Source organism: Shewanella sp. ECSMB14101, assembly GCF_000773485.1.
GTDB classification, from domain to species: domain Bacteria; phylum Pseudomonadota; class Gammaproteobacteria; order Enterobacterales; family Shewanellaceae; genus Shewanella; species Shewanella marisflavi.
The window spans coordinates 52,307-68,022 of sequence record NZ_JSFF01000021.1; the positions used below are offsets into that span (position 1 = coordinate 52,307).

13 protein-coding genes are annotated in these 15,716 nt (G+C 52.7%); 7 read left to right on the forward strand and 6 right to left on the reverse strand.

All coding sequences use genetic code 11. The annotated features are described in order from the left end of the window. Positions 1-7: 7 nt before the first annotated feature. Both NY07_RS14885 and NY07_RS14890 read left to right on the forward strand, forming a co-directional pair. A complete protein-coding gene (locus NY07_RS14885; protein ID WP_140946931.1) occupies positions 8-496 on the forward strand; it encodes a DUF1294 domain-containing protein in 489 nt (162 codons plus the stop codon). Positions 497-592: 96 nt separating this feature from the next. Then, entirely contained in the window at positions 593-1,066 is a 474-nt protein-coding gene (locus tag NY07_RS14890) for an FKBP-type peptidyl-prolyl cis-trans isomerase (protein WP_033540143.1), read from the forward strand. Between the two features lie 60 nt (positions 1,067-1,126). Here the strand turns inward: NY07_RS14890 and NY07_RS14895 are convergent, their stop codons facing one another. The 3 genes from NY07_RS14895 to NY07_RS14905 form a co-directional block, all read right to left on the reverse strand. After that, the gene (locus tag NY07_RS14895) at positions 1,127-2,359 is read right to left on the reverse strand and encodes a M24 family metallopeptidase (protein WP_033540144.1); all 1,233 of its coding nucleotides are present in this window, start codon (positions 2,357-2,359) and stop codon (positions 1,127-1,129) included. Positions 2,360-2,648: 289 nt separating this feature from the next. Continuing rightward, a complete protein-coding gene (locus NY07_RS14900; protein WP_033540145.1) occupies positions 2,649-3,443 on the reverse strand; it encodes an ROK family protein in 795 nt (264 codons plus the stop codon). A gap of 146 nt (positions 3,444-3,589) precedes the next feature. Next, positions 3,590-4,789: an MFS transporter gene (locus NY07_RS14905; RefSeq protein ID WP_033540146.1), complete on the reverse strand. Its 1,200-nt coding sequence runs from the start codon at positions 4,787-4,789 to the stop codon at positions 3,590-3,592. A gap of 272 nt (positions 4,790-5,061) precedes the next feature. On the opposite strand from NY07_RS14905, the gene NY07_RS14910 reads away from it, so the two are divergent. Continuing rightward, the gene (locus NY07_RS14910; RefSeq protein ID WP_033540147.1) at positions 5,062-6,849 is read left to right on the forward strand and encodes an aminopeptidase P family protein; all 1,788 of its coding nucleotides are present in this window, start codon (positions 5,062-5,064) and stop codon (positions 6,847-6,849) included. Positions 6,850-6,885: 36 nt separating this feature from the next. Here the strand turns inward: NY07_RS14910 and NY07_RS14915 are convergent, their stop codons facing one another. Further along, entirely contained in the window at positions 6,886-8,085 is a 1,200-nt protein-coding gene (locus NY07_RS14915; protein ID WP_033540148.1) for an EAL domain-containing response regulator, read from the reverse strand. A gap of 316 nt (positions 8,086-8,401) precedes the next feature. Between NY07_RS14915 and NY07_RS14920 the strand changes: the two genes are divergently transcribed. From NY07_RS14920 to NY07_RS14935, 4 genes are all read left to right on the forward strand, one after another. Further along, entirely contained in the window at positions 8,402-9,700 is a 1,299-nt protein-coding gene (locus NY07_RS14920; protein WP_033540149.1) for a DEAD/DEAH box helicase, read from the forward strand. Positions 9,701-9,861: 161 nt separating this feature from the next. Continuing rightward, a complete protein-coding gene (locus NY07_RS14925; RefSeq protein ID WP_033540150.1) occupies positions 9,862-10,518 on the forward strand; it encodes a peroxiredoxin-like family protein in 657 nt (218 codons plus the stop codon). A gap of 110 nt (positions 10,519-10,628) precedes the next feature. After that, a complete protein-coding gene (locus NY07_RS14930; RefSeq protein WP_033540151.1) occupies positions 10,629-11,261 on the forward strand; it encodes a DUF2913 family protein in 633 nt (210 codons plus the stop codon). A gap of 110 nt (positions 11,262-11,371) precedes the next feature. Then, complete coding sequence (locus NY07_RS14935; protein WP_033540152.1) at positions 11,372-12,880, forward strand: carboxypeptidase M32; 1,509 nt, start codon at positions 11,372-11,374, stop codon at positions 12,878-12,880. A 142-nt stretch (positions 12,881-13,022) separates the two neighbouring features. On the opposite strand, the gene NY07_RS14940 is transcribed toward NY07_RS14935, so the two are convergent. Next, positions 13,023-14,810, reverse strand: coding sequence for a flotillin family protein (locus NY07_RS14940; protein WP_033540153.1), 1,788 nt, complete (start codon positions 14,808-14,810; stop codon positions 13,023-13,025). 67 nt (positions 14,811-14,877) lie between these two features. Further along, positions 14,878-15,513, reverse strand: coding sequence for an OB-fold-containig protein (locus NY07_RS14945; RefSeq protein ID WP_033540154.1), 636 nt, complete (start codon positions 15,511-15,513; stop codon positions 14,878-14,880). Between the last annotated feature and the right edge of the window lie 203 nt (positions 15,514-15,716).

The window sequence follows — 15,716 nt, forward strand, 5'->3', positions numbered from 1 at the left end:
TTAAACTATGAGAAAACATCGCCCAAATAACCCAAAGCAGCATCAAAAATTAGACGAGCATAGGGCCAAACCCAGTGCCACAAAGAGCAATGGGAACAAGCGTAAACAGAAAAAGACTCGATGGACGTTAGGCGCTAAATTGCGCCTATTCTTGATTATCGGGCTATTTATCGGCCTGCTACTTGCCGAGCAGCAACACCTGCTGCCGATAGGCGTCTTTATCTATTATGCCATTATGAGCCTGCTCACTTTTATCTGCTATGCCCTAGACAAAAGGGCTGCCCAACAAGACAGATGGCGTATAAGAGAGAGTCGATTGCATTGGTTATCGCTTCTTGGTGGCTGGCCGGGGGCTATGCTGGCTCAGCAGCAACTCAGGCACAAATCCAGTAAGCGCTCCTTTCGCTTGATGCTCTGGCTAATGGTATTGATCAATCTCGGGCTGTTATTCGCCATCTTGTCACCCCAGGGGCAAGCGCTGATTTCATTTAATTAAAAGCCAATTAGCCAAGAATAAGTTTACCTAGGGCTCGTTTACCCAAAGAGGACAATTGGCTATGATGAGGGCCGCACTTTTACAGGAAAATCAATAATGAGAATCATATTAGCAGTCGTGGTGATCGCCGGCGTTTTGTTTTACTTCTTTACCAGTATGAACAACCAAAAGGCGGCAAAGGAAAATATCGCCAAGGGCGAAGCCTTTTTAACCCAAAACAAGACACAAGAGGGAGTTGTTGAGACCGCCTCGGGATTGCAATACCAAGTCTTGGCAAAGGGCGATGGCAGCGACCACCCTAAGGCGAGCGATACAGTGACAGTGCATTACCATGGCACCCTGATCGACGGTACGGTATTTGACAGCTCAGTCGAGCGCGGCGAACCTATCGCCTTCCCACTCAATCGCGTCATTAAAGGCTGGACCGAAGGGGTGCAGCTGATGGTCGAAGGCGAAAAGACCCGCTTCTTTATTCCCAGCAGCCTGGCCTATGGCAACCGCAGCGCTGGCAAGATCCCCGGCGGTTCAGTGCTCATCTTCGATGTCGAGCTGATCAGCATTGATAAATAGCAGGTGCACAACTCGCTTCTGCAGCAATAAAAAACGCGCCTTAGGGCGCGTTTTTTTATATCAATACCCGAAGGGATTATCGATTGAGTGAGCTGGTTGGGTAAACCATTTCGGCCCGCTCTCCGTCATGTAGAAATGATCCTCGTGACGCACCCCAAACTCGCCTGGAACACACAGCATGGGTTCATTACTAAAACACATGCCTGCGGCCAGCGGCGTGTGATCGTTCAGCACTAAATAGGGCCATTCGTGAATATCCAGACCTATACCATGACCCGTTCTATGGGGCAGACCCGGCAGGTCATAACCTGGGCCGAAACCAGCCTGTTCGATCACATCGCGCGCGGCGCGATCGACGCTAGAACAAGGCGCACCCAATTTAGCTGCCTCAAAGGCCGCCAGCTGGGCATCTTGCTCAAGTTGCCACAACTGACGCTGACGCTCACTTGGGGTACCGTACACATAGGTACGAGTAATATCTGAGTTATAACCATGTAACTGACACCCTGTATCAATCAGCACGGTATCGTTTAACGCCAGCGCCTTAGGCGATTTCACCCCATGGGGATAGGCGGTATCTTCGCCAAAGAGCACAATACAGAAGTATAAACCCGCCGGTGCGCCCACGGCTTTGTGCGCCTGATGAATAAAATTCTCCACCTCGCCCACTGTGATCCCTTCACGTAAGATACGCGCCGCCGCCTTATGCACCTCCAGCGTCATATCCTTAGCACGCTGCAGCAGGGCCAACTCAGCTTCAGACTTGATCATGCGACAGGCTGCGGTGATCGACTTACCGTTCACAAATTCAAACTCACTGCTCAGCTGACGTACGCCATCGAAGATGAAAAAGGCCGCCGACTCATCCATGGCCAACTTACCCTGACAAATCCCCAGCTCCCCCAGACGTTTAACAAACAGCGCATAGGGGCTCTCATCTTCGTGCCAGCAGTTCACCCGCCCCTCAATCACCATGTAGCCCTTGAGGGTATCGAGTTCAAACGCCGGAGCGATATATTCCAGTTCGCCATCGGCAGGCAAAATGGCACCCACCATACGCTCACTGGCATACCAGCGTGTTCCGGTAAAATAGTAGAGGTTAGTGCCTGCATTAAGGTAGATAGCCCCTATCCCCTGTTGACGCATCAGGCCCTGCGCCTTTTCGATGCGGGCACGATACTCTTGCGCCGAGGGAGCCTCAACGCCTTGAGTCATATCAGATAATTTTGCCAGCTCCTGCTCGGGCGTTGAGCCGCCCACGCCCTTGGTGGTTGTTACACTCGCTTCAATCATATCTTACACCTTACAAGGCAACCGCCGAACAAGTCTGCGGTCACCGTAGAAAACATCAATGGATAACCTGCATTTTTAGCATACTGTATACAAAAAAGCATTAGTCTAAAGAAAGAAAAATCTTCAAGGTGGGGTAGCAAACATATTGCGGTACCGACAATAGAGACCGACACCAGTAGATAATGTGCCAGTCAGCTAATGTATCGGCGTGTTTTTATCAGATAAACTACAGCCTCACATCACGGCAGCAGTCTCATATCTCTCAGACGGCGTCATACACTAGAGTCGATTAGGCTTGTTCTTTTTCTAGCTGATGCTTATCGAGCAACACCTTAAGGCCACGACAAACCAGGGTCTCCATATCATCGACCCGGGCGATATTGACATCACTGAGTGGCGATGTCAGTGCCAACTGCTTCAGAGACTCAACACAGCCCTTATAGTAGTCGGGCTGATTCATCATAGGGCCTGCCAACCAGATACGATTAGGGTTGAACAGGTTGATCGCCCAGGCAATCCCCATCCCTAAGTAACTGCCCGCACGGTAAAGCTCCTGCGGGCTCTTAAGGCCTCTGATGCGGATCGACTCGCCGCTGGCCAGCTGCTCCAAACTGTACTCGCCGCCTTCACTCATCACCCGGCAATGACCCAGTTCACCGGCAACGCCACCCGCCCCGAGAAACGGCTCACCCTTGATAGCGATTGCCATGCCTATCCCTGCGCCGCTCATCAGCAGTAATTCGCAAGCATTTTTTGGATCACACACCGCCAACATGCCGGCATCGATATCATTGTGGATCAGACTGAAACGAGCCTGGGTATGAAGGTGTTGCAAAGAGAGTCCATTGAGCTTAGGCGCCACCTTACAGGCAATGAGAGTGTTTTGCTTGACTAAGCCTGGTACGGCCACCCCAAGTGCATAATCGGTCAATCCATAGTCCGCTTCGATATCGGCAATATGCCGATTAAGATCGTCCCAGGTAAAATGCTCACCCGTGGCGATCTTATACTGTTCGGTACGCCCCTGAGTCTCGATTTCAAACAAGGCCGTTGTCGCGCCAATATCTATGGTGAGGGATTGCATAGCGAGCTCCGTTACCAGCTATCTCATTACAGAGACAATGAGAGTTATGTATGGCCGAATTTTATCATAAAAATAGCCGCATTAGGCTACACAAAATCATACTAACACTTTGCTTTGATTGAATTTCCACCAAGCCTTATGCAGGGTCAGCGATTTTTTTCCTCTGCCGTCTGTATACTGAGGTCAATCGGTACCCTACCCCAGGCCATCAACAACAAGTGTATGGCAAGTAATGGAATGCAGCTAAGCAACATCACCTCCCAACCGAGCTGATGCAGTACCCAGCCAGCGCTTAATGAGGCCACAGCCTGAGAACCAAACACAAAAGCGTCGTTAAACGCCTGAACTTTAAAACGTTCCTCGCTATGATAATGACGGGACAATAATACAGTCCCAGCCACAAATAGCAGGTTCCACCCTAAGCCAAGTAACACCAGTGCCACCCAGTAATTGAGTAACTCTCGCCCTAGCAAAGCAACTGTAATGGTCACCCCATAGGCCAGCAAGCCCACCAGCATCATACGGCTGGTGCCAAACTTAGCCACTAGGTAACCGCTAAACAGTGAGGGGAAATACATGGCGATAATATGGCTCTGAATCACCCATTTGGTGTCGGCTAGCGAGTAATGCTCCATATGATGCATGTGAAGTGGCGTGGCCGTCATGATAAAACTCATCATGCCATAGCCTATAGTCGCTGCGCCTATGGCAGTCCAAATAGAGGGTTGCAGCAAAATATGACCAAGGGGGCGTACTGGCTGAGGTGTTAGCTCAACCGCCGCCTGATGTTCCTGGTTATCCTGATAAAAACAGAGCACCAATCCCGCCAGCAAGCAGACGCAGATCAGAAATAGAAAGGCACCAACATGGGGCGTTTCGAACAATTTCTCCCCCAGCACCGCCAGTTCAGGCCCCATAAAGGCAGCAACTAAGCCACCAACCAGCACACGAGAGGCCGCCTTAGCGCCGTCGATTGGCGCGACCGACTCCATCGCCGCAAAGCGGTACTGCTGCACTATGGCCCCAGCCGCGCCCAGCAGCAGGCCACTAATACAAAAAGGTATAAAGAATTGCATCAAGGTAGCAAAGGCGGCCAACAGGCCGCCGCACATCCCGAGCGCGCTGCCCAAGAGAAAAATCTTCTTACGCCCAAAGCGGCGCATCAAACGACTCACGGGCACAACTGACAGCGCAACCCCAATCACCATCACGGCGATAGGCAGAGTTGACAGAGCGGGAGTGGGCGCAAGCTGGGCACCAATCAATCCACCCAGCAACATCATCATGGGCGTGGCACTCATGGCAAAAGCTTGCGCCAGGGTTAACACCCAAACATTTCTTGGCATCAGGATCTCATCTTCAGGCTATTTATATGCAAAATACTGACTCATGACTCAATTTACCAGTCTGCACTGAGCTTAATTAGCCAATACGTGTTGGATCCATGTGCCAAGAGCGATTAACGATCTGGCTCAGGCCACTTGAAAACAACCTAAGTTCACCTAAGGTTTACGCCGACAACTCAGCAGTTTTGTTGACTTCCCTTCCAAGTCTTGGCCGCAACTGAGATAATCCCTGCACATTAAGCCACCCATAGATGGCCAAAAGAGGAGCCTACATGACATCTGTAACTGCACAACGTCTACACGCCGTGAGAACCGAAATGCTCAATCATTCACTCGATGCCTTTATCGTGCCACGGGCCGACGAATACTTGGGAGAATATGTGCCGGCGCGTAACGAGCGACTCCTGTGGCTTAGCGGTTTTACCGGTTCGGCTGGCATGGCCATAGTGCTCAAAGAGAGTGCCGCCATCTTCATCGATGGCCGTTACACGGTTCAGGTGAAGCAACAGGTAGACGCCACGCTATTTGAATACCAGAGTCTGCATGACACGCCGCAGATCCCTTGGCTGATAGCCCAGCTAAGTGAAGGCGATCGCATAGGTTACGATCCGCGCCTGCATACCCTAAGTTGGCAGCAACAGGCCCTAGCCCAATGCCAACGCGCCGGTATCGCCCTGGTACCTGTCACTCAAAACCCTATCGATCTGCACTGGCAGGAAAGACCCGCGGCATCAAGCACAGCTATCACCCTATTTAGCGAGCAAAGCGCTGGACTCTCCAGCCTGGAAAAGCGCCGCCAGATTGGCCAAGAGGTTGCCGGTAGCGGAGCCGATGTTTCCCTTATCAGCGCCCTCGATTCCTTCTGTTGGTTACTGAACATTCGTGGCAGTGACGTCCCTCGTCTTCCCGTAGTGCTGGGCACCGCGCTCTTGTACAAGAATGGCGACATGACGCTGTTTACCGATCTGGCGAAATTGCCAGAAGGCATTGTTGAGCACGTCGGCGCTGGCGTCGAATTTAGAGCCGAGACCGAGCTCGCCGCCGCCCTGGAACAATTAGCGGGCGTCAAACTGCTGGCCGATCCAGACAGTGCCAATGCCTGGATGCAGCTAACCGCACAAGAAGCCGGCGCCAAGCTGATAGCCGGTCAAGATCCGGTTGCCCTGCCCAAGGCACAGAAAAATCCAGCCGAGCTTGCCGGGCTGACCGCCTGCCATGTTCGCGATGGCGTTGCCGTGAGCCGCTTTCTCGCCTGGCTAGACAGCGAAGTGGCGGCGAAGCGCCTTTATGATGAAGGCACCTTGGCCGACAAGCTGGAGAGTTTCCGCCTGGAAGATCCTCTCTATCGCGAGCCAAGTTTCGACACCATCTCGGCCGCTGGCGCCAACGCGGCCATGTGCCACTACAATCACAACAATGGCACTCCCGCCATGATGACCATGGACAGCATCTATCTAGTGGACTCTGGCGCCCAATACCTTGATGGCACCACAGATGTTACCCGCACCATAGCTATCGGTGAGGTCACAGACGAGCAGCGCAAGATGGTGACTCTAGTCTTGAAGGGGCATATCGCTCTGGATCAAGCCAGATTCCCCAAAGGCACCACAGGCCAGCAACTCGATGGCTTTGCCCGTCAATACCTGTGGCAGCATGGCTTTGACTACGACCACGGCACGGGCCATGGCGTCGGCCACTTCCTCAGCGTCCATGAAGGCCCACAGCGCATCGCCAAGAACAGCAATGCCGTACCTTTACTACCGGGCATGGTGGTATCAAACGAGCCAGGTTACTACCGCGCCGATGCCTTTGGCATACGCATCGAAAACCTGATCGCTGTCCAAACATGTCAGGCCTTGGCCAGCGCCGAGCGCGAGATCTACGAGTTCCATGCGCTTACGCTTATCCCCATAGACACCCGTTTGATCGATAAGCAGTTACTCACAGATGCTGAAACCCAATGGCTTAATGCCTACCATCAGAGAGTCAGAGAGACATTAAGCCCCTTGATGCAGGGCGCAGAGTTAAACTGGCTCCTCAAGGTTACAGAAGCTATTTAAGCGATAGTAAAACAGCACCCCAGGGTGCTGTTTTTTTCAGGCTTGAACCAGGCGCTCTCGCGCCTTTAACCAACGTACCAGCTCGCTATAGGGTTTGGGCCGACAGATTAAATAACCCTGCAAGGAGATATCTGGCACCTGCTCCAGGTAGTTAAGATCATGGATATCTTCAACCCCTTCGGCCACAAGATGTATGCCGAGCTTGCCGCTAATGGCCTGCATCGACTTTAAGATTGTCTGGGAAACAGGATCTTTATGTATGCCATGAACCAGACTGCGATCTAACTTCAACTCACTGATCGGCAAAGTGCAGAGCTGAGAAAGATTTGTGTAACCTGTACCAAAATCGTCAATCGCTACCCCAATACGATTCATCCTCAACTGACTGATGGTGGAATGCTGGCGTTGCTTATCCAGCACCTGATTTTCGGTGATCTCTACCGTGAGGCGCGAAGGCGACAAGAGATTTTGTTCGCAATATTGAATCAAGCGGGTATGCCAACCACTCTGATTGAGCTGCTTAGGGCTCAGGTTGATCGACAGGTGGCATTGCCGACAAGAGTCAAATTGACTGATGAGCGCCCACTCAGGAATAGCATTATTAAGCAGTTTAGTGGTCAGGCTGTTGAGGGCATTGTTGCACTCGGCCACATCGATAAACATATCAGGTGTGATCAGCTGCAGGCGATTACCCTGTTGCAAGCGGCACAGCACCTCGAAGCCCTTTATCTTGCCGCTAAGAATGTCAACTTGCGCCTGATAATAAGGAATGATCTTGTTGGAGTTGATCGCGCGGCGGATCTCTGTGATGCTCATCAAGCCTTTCTGGCGCGCACCGACACCTTGGTAGGCCATCAGGCGATAGCGCTCAACACAGATCCTAAGTTGTTCTGTGGTGACGGGTTTCATCAGCGCCCCAAGCAACCTGAGTTTCGAGGCTTCCACCAGCTGAGAGGCGGCCTCGACAATACGCGACTCCATGCCGGAGGCGATAATTATCCCCCCTTTGAACTCCATTTTGCTCAGGCGCATCAGAAACTCTATGCCATCCACCTCTGGCATATGCAGGTCAACCACCACTATCTGGTAGTCATCGCTGTATTTACTTAGGGTGCGAATGGCACTGCGAGCATCACGGCAGAACTCCACCTTGTCGACATCAAGCAGCAAGAAGTGACGGCTGAGTACACGGCAGGCACTCAGCGAATCATCGACGATCAAGACATTTATCGACATGACATCCCCTATAGCAAGTAGGATGCTGTATTAGATTTCGAGTATAGAAACATTCCACCTCAGCCTCCGTGCCAATGACAACCTCCAAGAGTTAACCTAATAAGGTTAGTTCAGCTCGCTATCGTGTCAAATGACCCAAATCACCAACACCTCTCTGCCTCGAGGCAATAAAAGTGCAGGTTTTAACCAAAATTTTTGCTATACTCCGCGGCCGCCTTTGTGGCCTAGGGTCGTTATGGGTTAAGGTACAGCTCGAGTCTGGACTAAACTCAATCTGATATGTCGTTATTTTAAAAGGTAAACAACAGGATATCCCATGAAATTTGAATCTTTCAGTTTTGCTCCCGAGATTTTGCGCGCCGTCTCAGAGTGCGGGTACCAAAAAATGACGCCTATTCAGAAAGAGGCTATCCCGGCTATCCGCCGTGGACAAGACGTGCTGGCCAGTGCGCAAACCGGCACAGGTAAAACCGCCGCTTTCGCCCTGCCTATCCTGCAGAAGATGATTGATACCCCGGCCGAGACACAGCGCTCAAATACCCGCGCACTCATTCTAGCCCCAACCCGTGAGCTAGTGGCTCAGGTGGCCGACAACATCAAGCAGTACAGCCGTTATCTGCCTATTTCAGTGCTGACGGTTTACGGTGGCGTTAAGATGGACACCCAGGCAGCCAAGGTGAAGAAAGGCGCCGACATCATAGTCGCTACCCCTGGCCGTCTACTGGAGCACATTCAAGCCTGTAACCTTAACCTCTCCAACGTCGACTTCTTGGTGCTGGACGAAGCCGACCGTATGCTTGACATGGGTTTTATCTCAGACATCCAGAAGATCTTGCAGTCGGTAAATCGCGATCGCCAAAACTTACTATTTTCAGCTACCTTCTCCAGCGCCGTTAAGCAACTGGCCAACGAGATGCTGGTCAAGCCTAAGTCAATCGCCGTCGACAAGCAGAACACGACGGCAGTGACCGTCAGCCAGGTGGTTTATCCAGTCGAGCAACGCCGCAAGCGTGAGCTACTGTCTGAACTGATCGGTAAGAAAAACTGGAAACAGGTGTTGGTATTTACCGCCACCCGTGAGGCCGCCGACTCCCTAGTGAAGGAGCTCAATCTGGATGGCATCCCTTCGGCTGTGGTGCACAGTGAGAAAGCCCAAGGCAACCGCCGCCGCGCCCTGCGCGAATTTAAAGAGGGCAAGGTACGCGCCCTGGTCGCGACCGAAGTCGCGGCACGTGGCCTGGATATTCCTGAGTTGGAATATGTGGTTAACTTCGACCTGCCCTTCCTGGCAGAAGACTATGTTCACCGCATCGGTCGTACCGGCCGCGCCGGACGCAGTGGCGTCGCCATCTCTTTGGTGAGCCGCGAAGAAGAGCGAACTCTGGCCGATATCGAAAAATTGATCGGCAATAAGATCCGCCGAGTCACTATCCCTGGCTACGAGGTAGGCAGTCGCGATCTCTTGATCAAACAGCTGCAGAAACGTCGCAGCTTTGCCAAGAAGCAGCAACGCAGCGACAATGTCGGTGCTCAGGTGGTCGCCGAGAAGAACATGGGCGCTCGTCGGGTCAAGGTAAAGAACTCATCTAACGCGAAAATTAAGAAGCAAAAATAATCGACGTACGGTCACAAAATTATTATCTAATCAATTAAGGCACTTAACAGTGCCTTTTTTGATCGCATCGATTAATTCCACATCAGGATGAAAGTTTAAATCGCCCGCCTGGGTCTGTTCGACAGATAAAACAGTCCACATATAACAATAAAGGCTCCCTGATGACTAAAACCCCCAATCCCCTCCTCGGTACACTGTTGCTACTCCTGATGAGTCTGCCGCTGACGGCTGAGCCTGTTACAGTCAAGCCTATCGCAGAAAGCCCGACGACTATCTCACCGCTCCTCAACGGCCAGCAAGTGCCTGAGGTGTTAGTCAAAGATCTCAAGGGAGAGACTGTGGAGCTAAAGCAACTCCTCCAGGGTAAACCCAGCGTGATTTTTTTCTATCGCGGCGGTTGGTGCCCCTTCTGTAATGCTCAGATGGGTCAGCTCCAAGCGATCGAGGGCGATCTACTCAAGATGGGCTTTCAATTAATTGGCATCTCACCCGACGCGCCGGAGGAACTGCGCGCCTCGATGACCAAAAACGATCTCAACTATACCTTGGTCTCCGATGCCGATCTCAACGCCATGCGCGCCTTCGGCCTGGCCTACTTTAGCAGCCAAAGCATTACCGAGCGTTACATGAGCAAGATGCAACTTAACAACCGCCTGTGGAAAAACGCGGCCGGAGAGGAGCGCTTAGTGCTGCCGGTGCCCGCCGTCTACATCACAGATAAAACTGGGCTGGTGCACTTTCAATACCTCAATCCCAACTACAAGGTGCGCGCCGAGCCCAAGCTGATCCTCACCGCTGCCAGTTTGGTAAAATCTTAAATACACAGCAGGCCCAGCGCCTGCTTTTCTTTGCCTGCGCCATATTGCTCATCGCGGCGATAGGGTATACTTGGCAGCGCATTCTTATCCCATTTCTGCGCGGAGACGCAATGACAGAGCAAAGCTATAATCAGGCCCTATTGGCGTTAGCCGAAGCCGGGCTGGCAGCCTTAACGGCACGTAACGACAACCCCACCAGCATCAAGACCCCGGCGGCCGAAAGCCACTTTATCTGCAACTGGATGGCCCAGGCACTCAAAGAGCGCCGCTTCTCTAAACTGGTGGCCGACGACCTCACCCGCTGGGTAAGAGAGGGACGTAGCCGCGGTGCAAATGCTCAGTTACCCTTGCTATTAGAGCGCATCCAGGCCCAATACCTGCCCGCCATGGCAAACCATGAGGTAGGAGAGTCACTACAGGCGATGATTGCCGAACTTGAAGCTCAAGATTGGCTAGTTATTCTCGACTGCGAAGTCAGCGGCAAACTCAAGCTCGACAGCGATGGTCAAAACAGCCTGGTGATTTCGGTCGAGCAATATGAGCAGCATCTGGTCGACGGCAAACTCCTCAAGCCCATCACACTCTACATACGTGCCGATGAGCAGCTTATCGCCCAAAGCGCCGTTAAACACGCGCTCCTGCTGAGCCAGGGTGACAAGAAAGCCAGCTGCATCAAACACCATAAGGCCTATCGCGTCTATCCGGGCAATCGTCTGCCCGCCTTAGCATTGCTAAAAGCCTAACTAGACTTAAATAGGTCGTCTCAGCCAAGACGGCCTATCTCATCGACACTTCCTTCTGCCCTATCTCGTGGTAGCATGTCAGCCTGATCCACTGAAATTCAACAGGCAATATGACAGCGAACAAGCACCAAGATTCGGCAACACCGCACTACAACGCCCTGTGCGCTGCCTTTAAACAGATCCACCACTTCGAACACCTAAGAGCACTGGGTGACTGGGACCAAGCGACCATGATGCCAAGTGGCGGCAGTCAGGCCCGAGGCGATGCCATGGCCGAGCTGGCACTGCATATCCACGGGCTAAAGACGGCGCCAGATTTGGTGGATAGATTAGCCGCTGCGGGCGAAGAAGCCCTGTCGAGCGAACAAGTCGCTAACCTCAGAGAGATGCGCTATCAGACGCTGCAAGCCACCGCCCTACCCGGCGAGCTGGTACAGCAAAAGACGGCACTTACCTATGCCTGCGAACATGCCTGGCGCCAGCAACGCAAGGATAATGATTGGCAGGGATTTAAGCCCAACCTGGAGCAGGTGATTGCCCTGGTGCGCGAAGAGGCACAGATCTTAGGTGAGGCGCAGCAGTTGTCGCCTTATGATGCGCTACTCAATAAGTTTGAGCCCGGCACCCGCACCGAATCACTGAATCAAGTCTTTGGTGAAATCAGAACCTGGCTACCAGATATGATTAAGCAGGTACAAGCCAAGCAGCAGAGCTGGCCATCGGCGCCCGTGCCACACACCAGCGCGGCAGCCCAGCAGGCGCTCAACCTGGATGTGATGACACTCTTAGGATTTGATTTTAATCAGGGCCGACTAGACACCAGCAGTCACCCCTTCTCAGGTGGCATGCCCGGCGATGTGCGGATCACCACTCGCTATGATGAGACCGACTTCATCACCTCGCTTTACAGTACCATCCATGAGGTAGGCCACGCCCGCTACGAACAGGGGCTGCCGCCAAAGTGGCGCACTCAGCCTGTGGGGCTGGCTCGCTCAATGGCTATCCATGAGAGCCAGAGCCTGTTTTTCGAGATGCAGCTGGCCAGAAGCCCGGCAATGATTGTCCTGCTGACCGAGAAGATTAATCAACACCTAGGCACAGCTCTAACCAACCAGTCCCTGACTCATCTGGTTCAACGCGTCACGCCAGGCCAGATCCGGGTGGATGCCGATGAGGTGACCTACCCTTGCCATATCATGCTGCGTTTCGAGGCGGAGAAGGGGCTGGTCGATAACAGTCTGCAGGTCGCCGATCTTCCCGAGTTCTGGGACAACCAGATGCAAAGCCTGCTTGGGCTCTCCACTAAGGGAGATTATCGCAACGGCTGTATGCAGGATATTCACTGGCCGGTCGGTGAGCTGGGCTACTTCCCAAGCTATAGCCTGGGGGCCATGTATGCCGCCCAGTTTAAGGCGAGCATGGTCAAGACACTCGGTGATATCGACAGTCTGATTCAGGCGGGAGAGATGGGGCAGATCATGGCCTGGCTCGAACAACACATCTGGTCGCAAGGGTCTCTGCTGACCACTGATGCCCTAGTCACCCAGGTAACCGGCGAGGTGCTTAATCCGGTGCACTTCAAGCACCATCTGGAGCAGCGCTACTTACACCAATGGTAGTAAACAACTGCTCACTTACTGTGATTGGTATTAGTTAAACTAACAGACAAATAAAAAGGCTAGCGCAATACGCTAGCCTTTTTCATTCTATTACCGACAGCTTTATCTCGCAGGCTGACGTGACTCGTCAGCACCATTAAGCTTAGTTAGCGACTTCGCCCTCGCGTGGCGTCTTGCCATTTAAAGGAGTGTGCGCCCCTTGACTCTCTTCGGCTAACTCGCCCGAGCCAAGCATATCGTTAGTGATCATGTTATGACCTTTGAGCAGATCATTGAGTCCGCCCTTTTTGGCATCGACCATGCCTAGCTCTCTAAGCATGGCATCGACGATAGGCGCATTAGCCCGGTAGTTCAGCGCCGCCGAAGTGACCTGCTCGGCAATGCCGCCCTGGCTCAATACCGTCTCGCCGCTACCTTGTGTAGCACCAGAGGTACCATAGCCCTGCAGTATCTTAATCCCTTCGATGTTCTCCAGCGGCTTAACCGCCTGGGCCACCACTTCAGGCAAGGCTTTAAGCATCGCCAGCGCTTTTTGCAGCTCGATCTGCTCGCTGCTCAGCACGTTTTCCGCCTCGTGCAGCGCCTGCTTACCGGCCGCCTCGACCGCATACACCTTCTCATCGGCCTCGGCCTTAAGCTTCTTGGCATCCGCCGCCGCTTTTGCCTCGGTAAGGATCGCGCTTGCCTTATCTTCGGCGGCGCGCTTCTCGGCTTCCGCTTCCACCGTTACGCCAACCGCATCACGCTCGGCCTCCTTGCGGGCGTCGATCACTTCGATCTCTTTGCGACGATTAGCCTCGGCCACCTGACGCACGGTAATAACCGCTTCCTCTTTCTCAACTTTGAGCTTCTCGGCCTCGGCAGCCTTGGCGCGCGCAGCGGATTCCTCTTCCGACTTCTGCGCCACGGCGATCTGCTTATCCTGCTCGGCCACCTCAATATCGCGCTGCTGCTGGATGCGAGATTGCTCAATAGCTTTACGCTTCTCGATCTCACGGGTCTCGATATCTTTGGTCTTCTCGATCTGCGCCGTCTCTACCGCGCGCTCCTTGGCGATCTCCGCCTCGCGCTCTTCACGGGTCTTCTGTTCTTGCTTCTTGAGGATCTCTGCCTTTTGTTCGGCACGCTTAAACTCCAGCGCCTGTTGTTGAATTAGACGCGCTTCCTCTTCCGCCTTCTCGATCTCAAGCGACTCTTTTTCGGCTTCCAGGTTACGCTGCTCTATCTTGATGCGGTTTTCCTGCTCGATGTCGTTGGTCTCTTTGCGCTTCTCTTCGATGATCTTCGCCAAGCGAGCACGACCCTCAGCATCGAAGGCGTTATTTTCATTAAAGAACTGTAGATCGGTCTGGTCGAAACCTGTCAGTGATACCGACTCCAGCTCGAGACCGTTTTTCTCCAGATCGTTGGCGACATTATTCTGTACCCGCTGCACGAAGTCGGCGCGCTGTTCATGCATCTCTGTCATGGTCATCTCTGCCGCCACCGCACGTAGCACATCGACAAACTTAGACTCCATCAGTTTCTTCACCTCTTCGACACGGGTGGTACGCGTACCCAGTGTCTGAGCCGCCATGGAGATCCCCTCGACACTTGGCGCCACACGCAGATAGAAGTCGGCGCGCACATCGACCCGCATGCGATCTTTGGTGATCAATGCATCTTTCTGCATCTTCTCCACTTCGATTCGCAGGGTATTCATGTTGACCGCGATGGTTTCATGTAACACGGGCAATACGATGGCACCGCCATCTTTAATGATCTTCTCCCCGCCAAAACCCGTCCTGACAAAGGCGGTCTCTTTCGAGGCCCGTCGGTATAACTTGGCAAATATCAGGCCGATAACCAAGAGACCGATAAGCGCAGCGCCAATGGCAATAAAAACAAAGCTGCCACCCAATGAGACGCCTATTCCTTCAATTTCATTCATTTTTCATCCTTAATCTAAATCACTTGTATCAAGCGGGTAAAATGACGAGCCTCAGGCTCGCCGAAAGTTAAAGGTCATCGTTAAACTGCACCACAGACCATACCTTGCCGTTGCGATGCAGGAGTACCACAGAGGTGCCCTGAGAAAAGGCTTCACCGGCCAACTCGGGCTCCACCAGTACATAATGTTTCTGCTGATAGATATCTCGTACCACGGCCTCACTAGGAAATCCCTTGCGAGCGCAACCTAAGGTTACGACCCCCACCAGTCCGCTCAGTTCATCAACAGAGACGGCAGAAGATTCGTTTTTCGGAAGTAGATCGGCAAGGCGACTGCCAAGGAAACGACAGGAGAGCGCGGTTAACACCAGGGCGCCAGGAATACTCATCACGGGAGAAAGTGACGTCACAAAGGTCAGCCCCAGATAATTAATCGCAAAGCCCGCGATGGCAAAACTGGTTAAGGCTAACACCAACCAAATAAGTAGCGGTAAACGATCCAGGCAGAGCCAGCCGGCAACGCCTGTGACACCAGACACGCCGTTATCGACATCGGCGTCCATCTCCATGGGTGTCATATCGTCTAGTAGACCAAACAGGCTCAGACCAAAGGCCATAGACAGGCCTTCAACCAATCCCAGTAAGATCACGAATGCCAGTGCTAGGCTATAGGGTAAGTTATCGGTAAGAAGTAAAAAGTCCACTGTCTCTCTCCATGAGAAAAGCCCATTTCCTTCAAGAAAATTTAAGGCCTGCTTAATATTGAGCGCATATCTTCCTAGCTTGGCAACTTGGGCAACGAATGACTGACAAAACGATAAAGTCACCAAGTCTGAGAGAATAACAGACTGAATAATTGAGTTAAATAGCCAAATTACACATTTGTTTTTGCTAATCTAAACAGCCA

Coding starts and splice junctions, on each gene's coding strand:
- NY07_RS14885 (WP_140946931.1), top strand. CDS start 8: ATGAGAAAACATCGCCCAAATAACCCAAAGCAGCATCAAAAATTAGAC.
- NY07_RS14890 (WP_033540143.1), top strand. CDS start 593: ATGAGAATCATATTAGCAGTCGTGGTGATCGCCGGCGTTTTGTTTTAC.
- NY07_RS14895 (WP_033540144.1), bottom strand. CDS start 2,359: ATGATTGAAGCGAGTGTAACAACCACCAAGGGCGTGGGCGGCTCAACG.
- NY07_RS14900 (WP_033540145.1), bottom strand. CDS start 3,443: ATGCAATCCCTCACCATAGATATTGGCGCGACAACGGCCTTGTTTGAA.
- NY07_RS14905 (WP_033540146.1), bottom strand. CDS start 4,789: ATGCCAAGAAATGTTTGGGTGTTAACCCTGGCGCAAGCTTTTGCCATG.
- NY07_RS14910 (WP_033540147.1), top strand. CDS start 5,062: ATGACATCTGTAACTGCACAACGTCTACACGCCGTGAGAACCGAAATG.
- NY07_RS14915 (WP_033540148.1), bottom strand. CDS start 8,085: ATGTCGATAAATGTCTTGATCGTCGATGATTCGCTGAGTGCCTGCCGT.
- NY07_RS14920 (WP_033540149.1), top strand. CDS start 8,402: ATGAAATTTGAATCTTTCAGTTTTGCTCCCGAGATTTTGCGCGCCGTC.
- NY07_RS14925 (WP_033540150.1), top strand. CDS start 9,862: ATGACTAAAACCCCCAATCCCCTCCTCGGTACACTGTTGCTACTCCTG.
- NY07_RS14930 (WP_033540151.1), top strand. CDS start 10,629: ATGACAGAGCAAAGCTATAATCAGGCCCTATTGGCGTTAGCCGAAGCC.
- NY07_RS14935 (WP_033540152.1), top strand. CDS start 11,372: ATGACAGCGAACAAGCACCAAGATTCGGCAACACCGCACTACAACGCC.
- NY07_RS14940 (WP_033540153.1), bottom strand. CDS start 14,810: ATGAATGAAATTGAAGGAATAGGCGTCTCATTGGGTGGCAGCTTTGTT.